The sequence below is a fragment of the Bacteroides celer genome (genome assembly GCF_002632415.2).
Lineage (GTDB): Bacteria > Bacteroidota > Bacteroidia > Bacteroidales > Bacteroidaceae > Bacteroides.
In genome coordinates this window covers 3,881,912-3,894,052 of record NZ_CP178209.1, presented here as the reverse complement: position 1 = coordinate 3,894,052, position 12,141 = coordinate 3,881,912, and the positions used below count along the sequence as shown (strand labels likewise).

Below are 12,141 nucleotides of genomic sequence, written 5' to 3'. Positions count from 1 at the left end.
TCTGTCCGTTGAATGTTCCTTTTAAGTTTCCGGGTAAAGGTATCTGTTTTTGATTTTCTTTGCAAGGGAGTGTCCAATAATTAGACGTTTTCATACAAAGTTTATGCTGGAATGAGTCAGAACGAGTTAGAATAGGGTAGAATAGAGGGATTCTCTCGGTAATGTCCAATTATTGGACGTTAGGGCGTTTAATTTTTGGACGGTGGAAGAATTATGTAATTTCTATTTGTTTTATAATCAATTATTTATGATTTGTGGCATTGCATTTGCTTTTATCATCCTGCTATCACACAATCATATATTATAAAGGATGAAAAGATTTCTTTTACTACTATTGCTTTCAGTGCCGGTTTTCTTGCTAGCCCAATCCGCTATGAGTCTGGACGATTGCATTCGTTTGGCTTATAGACAGAATCCGGCTGTACGTAACGGAGTTATCGGCATAAAGGAAGCGAAAGCAGATTATATAGCTTCTGTCGGTGCTTTCCTGCCACAAATAGTGGTTAATGCGGAAACAGGCAAACGATTCGGACGTTCGCTGGATCCTGACACCAATGGGTATACCAGTGAATCTTTTGAAGAGGGAACGGTGGGACTCGATATGACACTTTCCTTATTTGAAGGCTTTTCGCGTATCAATCAGGTGCGTTTCCGGAAAATGAACAAAGAACGTAGTGAATGGAAACTGAAAGAGAAACAGAATGAACTGGCCTATCAGGTGACGGATGCTTATTACAAACTGATTCTGGAGAGAAAATTGCTCGATCTTGCTTTGGAACAAAGCCGGTTGAGCGAAAGGTATTTGAAACAGACAGAGGTCTTCGTGGAACTGGGATTGAAATCAGCCTCCGATTTACAGGAGGTGAAAGCGCGCCGGGAGGGAGATATTTATCGTTATCAGTCGCGCGGAAATAGCAGTCGGATCGCTTTATTGCATCTGAAACAATTAATGAATATCCAGCCGGGCGACACACTCGCTATTCTGGATACGATTACAGTATCCCAATTACCACCATATTCTGTTTCGACTGTGGAAACTCTATACGCACAATCTATCGAAATATTGCCCTCCATGCGTATGATTGATTTGAAACAAAAAGCAGCTCATAAAGAGTATGCGATAACGGGAGGAGCTTTCTCACCCTCTGTCTTTGCTCGTTTCACCGTTGGTTCCAATTATTATAATACAGCTTTCTCGGCCAGACAATTGCGTGATAATATAGGAAAATATGTGGGCGTTGGCATCTCCTTTCCCCTGCTAAGCGGTTTGCAACGTCTGACCAATCAGCGCAAGCTGAAATTGAAAATGTATCGGCTCAAAAACGAAGAAGAACTTGAAAAACAACAATTATATACGAATATTGAGCAAACACTCCTTTCTCTTCACACCGGATATAGTGAACATCAGCAGGCATTATCACAACTTGACGCTGAAACACTGGTACTGAAAGAATCCGAACGGAAATGGGAAGAGGGATTGATTTCCGTCTTTCAACTGATGGAAGCCCGTAACCGGTTTATTGCTGCCAAAGCAGAATTGGTTCGTGTACGCTTGCAAATAGAAATGATGATGAAACTAGAAAAATATTATCGACAAGGAACTTTTTTATAAACCATTATGGATACACCTATTGAACGAAAACCCGGCATCAATCGCAAACGTCTTTATTCGGTCGGTGGGGTAATGCTCGGACTTGCTGTGATTGCTTATTTTATTTTCAGAGATACAGCTTCTTCTATGGCAGTGGAGAAAGACCGGCTGACAATTGCTACTGTCAAGCAGGCCGAGTTCAGTGATTATATCCGTGTGATTGGTCAGGTCATGCCTAGCCGGATTATCTATATGGATGCCATCGAGGGCGGTCGTGTGGAAGAGCGCCTGAAAGAAGAGGGAGCTATGGTAAAGGCTGGCGATGTGATTCTGCGTCTTAGCAACCCATTGCTCAATATCGGTATCATGCAGAGTGAAGCCGATCTTGCTTATCAGGAAAACGAGTTGCGTAATACCCGGATTAGTATGGAACAGGAACGACTGCAACTGAAACAAGAACGTATCGGCCTGAATAAAGAGCTTATCGGGAAGCAACGCCGTTATGAGCAGTATAAACGTTTGGTAAACGAACAACTGATAGCACGTGAAGACTATCGCCAGGCAGAGGAAGAATATATAGCAGCCAAAGAGCAACTGGCTGTTATTGACGAACGTATCCGTCAGGATCATATTTTTCGGGAAAGTCAGATAGGCAGTCTTGACGAGAATATACGTAATATGAAACGGAGCTTGGCATTGGTTCGTGAGCGCTTGGAAAACCTGAAAGTGAAAGCTCCGATCGACGGACAGGTAGGAAACTTGAATGCGCAAATCGGGCAATCTATTTCTGCCGGTGAACATATCGGGCAAATCATCACTTCCGACCTTAAAGTACAGGCACAGATAGACGAGCACTACGTAGAACGGGTACTTCCCGGACTCCCTGCTGACTTTACCCGTGACGGAGGAACCTATAAACTGGAAGTGACTAAACCCTATCCTGAAGTGAAAGACGGTCAGTTTCGTACAGACCTCAATTTTATATCCGAACGACCGGAGAATATCCGTGCCGGACAGACTTATCACATAAACCTGCAGTTGGGTGATTCGGCACAAGCTATTCTGGTTCCCCGTGGCGGATTCTTTCAAATTACCGGGGGCCGATGGATGTACGTTGTCGATGAAAGTGGTACATTTGCCACGCGGCGTCCTGTGAAGATAGGACGGCAGAATCCACAGTATTACGAGGTGACAGACGGTTTGTCTCCGGGTGAGAAAGTAATCATATCCGGCTATGAATTATTTGGAGACAATGAGAAACTAATACTAAAATAATGAATAATTATTATGATTAAAACAGAAAAACTATCTATGCTTTTCACCACAGAAGAGGTGCAGACAAAAGCATTGAATGATGTCACCTTACAGGTGGAACAAGGAGAATTTGTAGCGATAATGGGACCGTCAGGATGCGGCAAATCCACCTTGCTGAATATTCTCGGTACATTGGATTCTCCGACTTCCGGTTCTTACTTTTTTGAAGGGAAACAAGTCGATAAAATGACTGAAAACCAGTTGACTGCTTTGCGGAAAGGCAATCTGGGCTTTATCTTTCAGAGTTTCAACCTGATTGACGAACTGACCGTGTATGAGAATGTGGAACTGCCACTTGTCTATCTTGGTATGAAGACTCTCCAACGGAAAGAACGAGTCAACAAAGTGCTCGAGAAAGTTAACCTGTTACATCGTGCGAATCATTATCCCCAGCAGTTATCCGGCGGGCAGCAACAGCGTGTAGCCATTGCCCGTGCCGTAGTGACTGAATGTAAACTACTGCTGGCCGACGAACCTACCGGAAATCTGGATTCGGTGAATGGCATCGAAGTGATGGAACTGTTGAGCGAACTCAATCGTCAGGGAACCACGATCATTATCGTCACCCACTCACAGCGGGATGCGAAGTATGCACACCGGGTCATCCAACTATTGGACGGACAGATTGTAGCCGAAAACATCAACCGTCCGCTGGAAAAGAAAACGTCATCTAAAAACGAAACCGTATGATAGGGAATTACTGGAATAGTGCCTATCGGAATCTGATGAAGCGGAAGAAGTTCAGTTTCATCAATATCTTTGGATTGGCAATCGGAATGGCATCGGCATTACTGATGCTAACCTATGTCACTTTTGAGTTCAGCTTTGATAAAATGCACACGAAATATGCCCATATTTATCGGGTGCAAAGCACTTTTCATGAGGGGGAAGTCCTGACCGATTACTGGGCGACCAGCTCTTTCGGATATGCCTCGGCCATGAAAGAGAATCTTGCCGGAATCGAAGATTATACCCGTATCGCTACCCATCTCCAACCGGAGCAGATTGTGAAATATGGCGAACTGACATTACGGGAGAATCAGATAGCCTATGCCGATCCGGGCTTCTTCCGTCTTTTTGATTTCGAACTTCTGAAAGGGGATAAAAAGACTTGTCTCTCCATGCCCCGGCAAGTGATAATCACCGAACGTATTGCCCGTAAGTATTTCAAAGATGAAGACCCTATCGGCAAAATTCTGATCTTTACCGGAACGTATGATAAAGTATCGTGCGAAGTGACCGGAGTCATGAAAGAAATGCCCTCCAACTCACATATTCATTATAATTTTCTGATTTCCTATGCCTCTTTGCCTCAATATATGCAGGAATACTGGTATAAGCATGAAGCCTATACGTATGTTTTGCTCGACTCACCGGAAAGAAAAGCGGAGATAGAAAAAGAATTTCCTGTGATGGCGGAGAAATACAAGACAGAGGAAGCACTGAAAAATAAGACGTGGGGCGTGTCTTTAATTCCCTTGGCAGATATACATCTCACCCCACAGATAGGCTATGAGACGGAAACCAAAGGAAATCGTTCTGCTATGATCGCCCTGATTTTTGCGGCTGTCGCTATTCTGGCTATTGCCTGGATTAACTATATCAATCTGACCGTAGCACGTTCGATGGAGCGTGCTAAAGAAGTGGGAGTGCGCAGGGTAGTGGGAGCTTTCCGCCAACAGTTGACTTATCAATTCCTGTTTGAGGCCTTGGTTATGAATCTGATAGCTTTCATATTAGCTGTGGGATTAATAGAACTGGTTCTTCCACATTTCAACCAATTGGTAGGACGTACAGTTACGTTTTCTGTCTGGTTCATGGATTACTGGTGGATTTTGCTGGTTCTCGTTTTCATAGCCGGAATATTTATTTCCGGGTATTATCCGGCATTGGCTTTATTGAATCGCAAACCTATAACCTTGTTGAAAGGGAAGTTTTTGCATAGCAAGTCAGGCGACCGAACCCGTCAGGTACTGGTGGTTGTCCAGTATACAGCTTCCATGATTTTACTTTGTGTTACATTGATTGTTTTTGCACAGCTGAATTTTATGCGCAATCAATCTTTGGGAGTGAAAACCAACCAGACATTAGTGGTTAAGTTTCCGGGACATACAGAGGGGCAGAATATCAAGTTGGAAGCAATGAAAAAAGCAATCGCGCGTCTTCCTCTGGTCCATCGGGTTACTTTCTCCGGTGCCGTACCAGGCGAAGAAGTGGCCACATTCCTTTCCAATCGTCGCACCAATGACGCTTTGAAGCAGAACCGTCTTTATGAAATGCTGGCTTGTGATCCTGATTATGCAGATGCATACGGTTTGCAGATAGTAGCCGGAAGAAGTTTCTCCGAAGAATATGGTGATGATGTCGATAAACTGGTGATTAATGAAACGGCTGTACGTAATCTGGGATTTGCCTCCAATGATGAGGCGATAGGCGAGTTGGTAACAGTAGAATGTACCGATGCGCCAATGCAGATTATCGGAGTGGTGAAAGATTATCATCAGCAGGCGTTGAGTAAGAACTATACACCTATCATGCTGATTCATAAAGATAAAATTGATTGGTTGCCCCAACGTTATATCTCTGTTGTGATGGCTTCCGGAAATCCCCGTGAACTGGTATCTCAAGTGCAAGAGATATGGAATCAGTATTTCGCGGATTCCAGCTTTGATTATTTCTTCCTCGATCAGTTCTTCGACCACCAATATCGGCAAGACGAGGTTTTCGGAGCGATGATCGGTTCGTTCACCGGATTGGCAATCTTTATTTCCTGTCTCGGACTTTGGGTATTAGTCATGTTTTCCTGTTCCACCCGCACCAAAGAGATGGGAATACGTAAAGTGTTGGGAGCTTCCCGCTGGAATCTTTTCTATCAGTTGGTCAAAGGATTTTTCCAGTTGATTCTGATTGCGGTTGTTATAGCTCTTCCGGTAGCTTGGTTTAGTATGAATGCCTGGTTAAGCCATTATGCTTTCCGTACCGATCTCAAAGCGTGGTTCTTTATAGTACCTGTATTGCTGATGCTGTTCATTTCATTTGTGACAGTGGCTTTCCAAACAATGAAAATAATAATGAGCAAACCTGCTCGTTCATTACGATATGAGTAATCTCTGAATCTACTCCATCGGATATTCGTTAATATCCGATGGATTTATGTTAAATGTTAACGAAACTGTTACTTCTATTAAACCATGTTATAAGATACGCTACTTGAGCCTGAAAATTTGGAGATATGCAGAAAGTCCGTATCTTTGCAATGTGTTTTTCATAGTATTAGATTTAAGGTTAACAAAAGATTGGCTGTCTGGGATAGATAGCCTTTTTTTATGCTCTTTTCCAAGCAGAAAGATAGCGTCACTATCCGGTCGGGATGGTTACCCTATCCCATGAATATACCGTCACTATCATAAGTGGATACCGTCACCATGTTTAAAATGAGTTTTTTTCTGTCTTTTCTATTATTCTATCATTCTCATCCTATCGTGAGTTGTCAATAAAATTCCAATATGCTTATTGGTTGGAATGGTAATTTGGTAAAGTGTTGATATTTAACGGCATTTATTGTTTGGATCTTATATGCTATGTTTTTGTACTTATAAGTATTCGTTGGCTACTCATTTGCTACCTTAAATGTACTTTACTGTTATAAAAGAATAATAATCAGAAGTTTATCGTATTACCGAAAATTAATACCGTAACTTGCAGAAAAGGAAATCCCGTCTATTTTATCCCCGAATATAAACTATCCTAAAAAAGAAATGAATTATGAAAGGTCAAGAGAAAAAAAGAGAAGCAAAGAAAGAAAAGTCGGACAAGAAGATTAAAGTACTGACTGATTATCAGAGAGAGAAGCAGAGTAAGAGTGACAAAGGAATGAGTATAATACCAAGGACATAATGGTACATGTAAAAAGGGAAGGTGTTATATTGGAAAGAACTTCGCTTGAGTTTGAGAACGAAGGTGTGATGAATCCGGCAGTGATTGCCGAAGGAAATACGGTGCATATGTTTTATCGTGCAGTCAAAAAAGGAAACTATTCATCCATCGGTTATTGCCGGCTTGAAGGTCCTTTGACGGTGGTAGAGAGGGATGTGGCTCCATTGCTGTTTTCCGAGTTTGAGTATGAGTGCCAAGGAGTGGAAGATCCCCGGATCGTAAAGATAGAGGATCTCTATTATCTCACTTATACAGCCTATGACGGATACAGTGCTGTCGGTGCTCTCGCTGTTTCTTCGGATTTGAGACATTTTGAGAAGAAAGGCATCATTACTTCCCAGATAACCTATCCGCAATTCCGGGAACAGCTTCGTACCCAGCAGGCTATTATCAGTAAATATTTCCGCTCCGGCAATAAACGTGAGGCAACTAACGAGAAAGGACATCCGCTCTATATGATGGATAAGAACGTAGTGTTCTTTCCCCGTAAAATCAACGGGAAGTTCTACTTTATGCATCGTATCCGTCCTGACATCCAGTATGTGGCGGTGGAACGTCTTGATATGCTGACGAAAGAGTTCTGGAAAAGATATTATCAGAATTTCGCCAAACGCATCCTGCTGGCGCCTTATCACGATCATGAATCAAGTTACATCGGAGCCGGATGTCCCCCGATAGAGACAAAAGCCGGTTGGCTGTTGATTTATCATAGTGTATATGATACTCCTTCCGGCTATGTTTATTCCGCCTGTGCGGCTTTGTTGGATATAGACAATCCGGCTATTGAAATAGCCCGTTTGCCTTATCCGTTGTTCACTCCCGAGGCAGAATATGAACTGTCCGGTGTAGTCAATAGAGTTTGTTTTCCAACGGGCACAGCCCTGTTTGGTGACACTCTCTATATCTATTATGGAGCAGCCGACAAATATGTGGCTTGCGTGTCAGTGCAACTGACAGAGTTGTTAGATGAATTAATAAAACAAATCAAATGAGAAAAATAATATGTATTACTACTTATCCTCCTCGTGAATGTGGCATAGCCACTTTTGCCCAGGACTTGATCCGGGCTATCCTTTCAAAGTTTGGAGAATCTTACTCCATAAAGATATGTGCAGTGGAGTCCGATACGGAAAAACAGACTTGTACGGAAGACGTCGAGTATGTTCTTGATACGTCGGATATTTCTGCCTATGCTACTTTGACCAGACAGTTGAATGAAAATTCTGAAGTTAAAATGGTGCTGGTACAGCATGAATTCGGATTATATGCAGCGCAGGAAGAAGCTTTTCTGCAAATGTTGCAACAACTTCTCAAACCCGTGATTCTTGTCTTTCATACAGTACTTGCGCAACCTTCACCCGCCCTTTACCGGAGTGTGGGAAGAATGATGGCTACCTGTGCGAATCTGGTAGTCATGACACAAAACTCCCGGGAGATTCTCCTGCGGGATTATCAGGCAGATGGAGATAAAATTACGGTGATTCCTCACGGTACCCATTTAGTATCGTTCAGAGATAAGAGCAAATTAAAAGATTTTTATCAGCTTTCGGGCAGGCGTGTGCTTTCTACCTTCGGGCTGCTTAGTCCCGGCAAAAGTATCGAAACCACTTTGGATGCCTTACCGGCCATTGTGAAGACGAATCCTTCTGTGATATTCCTTATTATCGGCAAAACGCATCCGGGGGTGCTGAAAGTAGAAGGAGAGAAATATCGTAATCTGTTGGAAGCGAAAATAAAGGAGTTGCATCTGGAAGAACATGTGCTCTTTATCAATCAATATCTTGAACTTCCCGTCTTATTGGAATATTTGCAGTTGACAGATGTGTATCTTTTTACTTCAAGTGACCCGAATCAGGCAGTGAGCGGGACATTTGTTTATGCGTTAAGCTGCGGATGCCCGATTATAGCTACCCCTATTCCCCATGCATTGGAATTGTTGAGTGATGATTCCGGTATCATCTTCGATTTTAAGAACTCGGAGCAGTTGTCCGAAGCTGCCAATCATCTGCTTGCTGATGAAAAGTTGCGGACTCAGATGAAACTGGTCGGTCTGCAGAAGACAGCGGCTACAGCTTGGGAAAATGTGGCTATTGCCTATGCGTCTCTTTTCCAGAAAATGGGCAGGGTGGAAGAGGAACTGATTTACTCTCTGCCTCCCATAGACACTTACCATATCCGGCGCATGAGCCGCCAGTGGGGAATTATCCAGTTTTCGAAAGGAAATCGTCCGGACAGTTCCACCGGCTATACATTGGATGATACGGCACGTGCGTTAATGGCGATGTGTCAGGTGGTTGCTACGGGACAGGGAAAAGTGAAAGAGCGGTATGTCAAGACCTACTTGAATTTTATCCGTTACTGTCAGCAGCCGGACGGCTCTTTTTTGAATTACGTGGATAAAGATGGAATATTCACTTCGCAAAATGAGGAAGTGGGACTGGACGATAGTAATGGACGGGCTGTTTGCGCTTTGGGATATTTTATTTCTTGTGCCGGGCATTTTCCCGCTCCGTGGAAAGAGGAGGCGGAAGCTATTCTCAAGCGTACCTTCCAACGGTTTGACCGGATAGAGTCTCCCCGTAGCATTGCTTTTATGCTCAAGGGATTCTACTATTATAGCCGTGAATGTCCTTCGGCGCAGACCGATGCGTGCATCTGGCTGCTGGCCAATAAACTGGCGCAGATATATCGTCGAACGGCAGAAGTACATTGGCGATGGTTTGAGGCATATCTCACTTATGATAATGCCATTTTGCCGGAAGCAATGTTGTTGGCCCATCTGGCTATTGGCAGAGAGGAGTATAAAGAAATAGCCCGTGAATCTTTCGAATTCTTATTGAAAAAAGTATTTGTAGGCAATCGTATTCAGGTGGTTTCCAATCAGGGATGGATGCACAAAGGGAAGAGCAGTCATGGATTTGGAGAACAGCCCGTAGACGTGGCGGGCATGGTGATTGCTCTGAAGACCTTTTATCAAGTGTTTAAGGACGAAAAATATCTTCGTATGCAAAAAGATGCTTTCAACTGGTTTCTGGGCAATAACCATTTACATCAGATTGTTTACAATCCTGCTACCGGTGGTTGCTATGACGGACTGGAAGAAAATAACATCAATTTGAATCAGGGAGCGGAATCTACCGTTTGCTATTTGATGGCACGACTGTCTCTTTTATCTGACTAATTCCGTATATTTGCAGGCATAAACTGCAATGTTATGAAATCGGTATTTATTAAGGTGCTTCGTGTACTGATGCTTTTTATAGTTATTATTTCGTGTGCTGTCGGTTACGTTGTTTATGAAGATACGTTGGCCAGTTGGTGGATACCTGTCGGAGTGGCTTTAGTGATTGCTATTCTTACACTTCCTCTTTATAAAAAGTGGACATGGTTGACGGCAGGAAGTGATAAAACCCTCAATCTGCTTTGCCATGTGGTTTGTGTGGGAGCTGTCAGCTATGCATTGTTTCTGGTGGGAAACTATTGTCTGGCGGATTCTGCTTCCACGCAGGATGAAAAAGTTATCGTGCAGAAGAAACTTCAGAAGACGTATAAGAAGACACGCCGGGTAGGTAAGCGGCGTTATGTGTCGGATGGTGTGCGTAAGGAATACTATCTACAGGTGGCCTTTGAGAATGGAACTGTGGAAACGTTGCACGTATCACTCTCTACCTATAATAAGACCCGGCAAGGCAAAACAAAGACACTGACTTTGCAGAAAGGATTCTTCGGGCTTCCAGTGATAACGAAAGGACTTTAAAATATAATTGCTGCAAGAACTTCCGGAACTGTTCTCTCTTGCAGTCTGTGAAGGGGAAAAGGGATTCCGGTGTGGAAACCGGATCGGAAAGGCTAGACAATAATATAATATATACTATAAATCTTTTCATTTATAGATATATTTTAAAAAGAGATCTATCATACTTATTCCTTTGATAATTAGACTAATATTAAAATGAATGGTGGTATGATAGATCTTTTTTTACTATGTAATATTTAGCTCATCCATACGGAAATGAACCGTTTAGGATACGGTTGTATTGGGTAGCTCATTCTTTTCCAACCAATAGTTTTTTATATCATATTAAAAATAGAACATTCAGATTGAAAAAGGTGTATGACTTTTCTGGTTGATTTTTATTCTTCATGTCAATAAAGTCTTGTATTTATTTTATATTTATCGATAGTTTTCTATCACGTTCGTTCTTTTGTAAGGCCAGAGAAATTAATTTCGTAATTAAGTCCGTATAAGAAACTCCGGAATGTTCCCATAGCTTAGGATACATACTGATTTCAGTAAAACCGGGTAATGTGTTTATTTCATTCAGTACGAATCTATTATCATTTGTAAGGAAGAAGTCGACTCTTGCCATACCTTCACAACAAATAACATTGAAAGCCTTGACAGCACAACTCCTGATAGATTCCGCTATGTGACTATCTATCCGGGCTGGTATCTGTAAAGTTGCTCCGGTGGAACTGATATATTTGGCATCATAAGAATAAAAATCTTTTGTGGCGACAATCTCCCCAACGACCGATGCCCGTATGTCCTCATTACCCAGCACTCCACATTCTATTTCTTTTCCGATAACAGCTTCTTCTATAAGAATTTTATTGTCAAACAGGAATGCGGTTGATAGGGCTGTCTTATACTCGTCTTTGTCCGTCACTTTACTGACACCCACTGACGAACCGGCATTAGCGGGTTTTACAAAAAGGGGAAGCCCTAATGTTGACGATATTTCTTCAAAAGAGTACTCTATAGGATTCTGCTTATATAAGGTAAAAGAAGCTGCAACAGGAATATCGGCGGCTTTCAACAGTCGTTTCGTTACATCTTTGTCCATTGCAATGGCCGAACCTAGTATATCAGGACCGACAAAAGGTACATTCATAGATTTAAGAACTCCTTGCAATGTACCGTCTTCTCCATACGTGCCATGTATAATAGGAAATGCAGCATCAATACTTGCTAAAGTGCTGTTAGTTTCTTTGCTTATAATCTCAATCTTTTCTTTCGAATGAGATAGATAGACACTTGTTGCATGAGCGAAATAATCGTTCTTTGTTAAATTAATATCAAATTCATCATATTGCGGATTATAGAACCATTCTCCTGATTTGTCAATGCCAATTAAGAGAGGGATGAACTTCGTTCTGTCTATGGCATTGAAGATATTGGTTGCCGACTTTAATGAGACTTCGTATTCGGCAGATTTACCACCGAAAATAATAGCAATAGTTGTGTTCATAAGTTATTTGCGATAAAAATGGATGCGAATTTAGATGAAATAAATGAA

At 42.3% G+C, this 12,141-nt stretch carries 9 protein-coding genes; 8 read left to right on the top strand and 1 reads right to left on the bottom strand.

Annotation, left to right across the window (positions count from 1 at the left end):
* Positions 1 to 310: 310 nt before the first annotated feature.
* From CJF29_RS15925 to CJF29_RS15890, 8 genes are all read left to right on the top strand, one after another.
* Entirely contained in the window at positions 311 to 1,612 is a 1,302-nt protein-coding gene (locus CJF29_RS15925; protein WP_176553171.1) for a TolC family protein, read from the top strand.
* Positions 1,613 to 1,618: 6 nt separating this feature from the next.
* Positions 1,619 to 2,866 carry an efflux RND transporter periplasmic adaptor subunit gene (locus CJF29_RS15920; protein WP_099147295.1) on the top strand — a complete coding sequence of 416 codons (1,248 nt, stop codon included), beginning with the start codon at positions 1,619 to 1,621 and terminating at the stop codon, positions 2,864 to 2,866.
* Positions 2,867 to 2,878: 12 nt separating this feature from the next.
* Positions 2,879 to 3,595, top strand: coding sequence for an ABC transporter ATP-binding protein (locus CJF29_RS15915; protein WP_004304173.1), 717 nt, complete (start codon positions 2,879 to 2,881; stop codon positions 3,593 to 3,595).
* On the top strand, positions 3,592 to 6,012 hold the full coding sequence (locus CJF29_RS15910; protein ID WP_099147294.1) for an ABC transporter permease: 2,421 nt from the start codon (positions 3,592 to 3,594) through the stop codon (positions 6,010 to 6,012). The genes CJF29_RS15915 and CJF29_RS15910 overlap by 4 nt, the downstream gene beginning before the upstream one ends.
* A 658-nt stretch (positions 6,013 to 6,670) precedes the next feature.
* Positions 6,671 to 6,802, top strand: coding sequence for a hypothetical protein (locus CJF29_RS15905; protein WP_255299422.1), 132 nt, complete (start codon positions 6,671 to 6,673; stop codon positions 6,800 to 6,802).
* Positions 6,802 to 7,833: a pesticidal protein Cry7Aa gene (locus tag CJF29_RS15900; RefSeq protein ID WP_074559211.1), complete on the top strand. Its 1,032-nt coding sequence runs from the start codon at positions 6,802 to 6,804 to the stop codon at positions 7,831 to 7,833. The genes CJF29_RS15905 and CJF29_RS15900 overlap by 1 nt, the downstream gene beginning before the upstream one ends.
* Positions 7,830 to 10,022, top strand: coding sequence for a glycosyltransferase (locus CJF29_RS15895; RefSeq protein ID WP_074638673.1), 2,193 nt, complete (start codon positions 7,830 to 7,832; stop codon positions 10,020 to 10,022). Before CJF29_RS15900 ends, CJF29_RS15895 begins: the two co-directional genes overlap by 4 nt.
* Before the next feature lie 33 nt (positions 10,023 to 10,055).
* Positions 10,056 to 10,598, top strand: coding sequence for a DUF2500 family protein (locus CJF29_RS15890; protein ID WP_099147293.1), 543 nt, complete (start codon positions 10,056 to 10,058; stop codon positions 10,596 to 10,598).
* Between the two features lie 406 nt (positions 10,599 to 11,004).
* On the opposite strand, the gene ddlA is transcribed toward CJF29_RS15890, so the two are convergent.
* Positions 11,005 to 12,093 (bottom strand): D-alanine--D-alanine ligase, encoded by a 1,089-nt coding sequence (gene ddlA / locus CJF29_RS15885; RefSeq protein WP_099147292.1) that lies wholly within the window; start codon positions 12,091 to 12,093, stop codon positions 11,005 to 11,007.
* Positions 12,094 to 12,141 lie beyond the last annotated feature (48 nt).

Coding starts and splice junctions, on each gene's coding strand:
- CJF29_RS15925 (WP_176553171.1), top strand. CDS start 311: ATGAAAAGATTTCTTTTACTACTATTGCTTTCAGTGCCGGTTTTCTTG.
- CJF29_RS15920 (WP_099147295.1), top strand. CDS start 1,619: ATGGATACACCTATTGAACGAAAACCCGGCATCAATCGCAAACGTCTT.
- CJF29_RS15915 (WP_004304173.1), top strand. CDS start 2,879: ATGATTAAAACAGAAAAACTATCTATGCTTTTCACCACAGAAGAGGTG.
- CJF29_RS15910 (WP_099147294.1), top strand. CDS start 3,592: ATGATAGGGAATTACTGGAATAGTGCCTATCGGAATCTGATGAAGCGG.
- CJF29_RS15905 (WP_255299422.1), top strand. CDS start 6,671: ATGAAAGGTCAAGAGAAAAAAAGAGAAGCAAAGAAAGAAAAGTCGGAC.
- CJF29_RS15900 (WP_074559211.1), top strand. CDS start 6,802: ATGGTACATGTAAAAAGGGAAGGTGTTATATTGGAAAGAACTTCGCTT.
- CJF29_RS15895 (WP_074638673.1), top strand. CDS start 7,830: ATGAGAAAAATAATATGTATTACTACTTATCCTCCTCGTGAATGTGGC.
- CJF29_RS15890 (WP_099147293.1), top strand. CDS start 10,056: ATGAAATCGGTATTTATTAAGGTGCTTCGTGTACTGATGCTTTTTATA.
- ddlA (WP_099147292.1), bottom strand. CDS start 12,093: ATGAACACAACTATTGCTATTATTTTCGGTGGTAAATCTGCCGAATAC.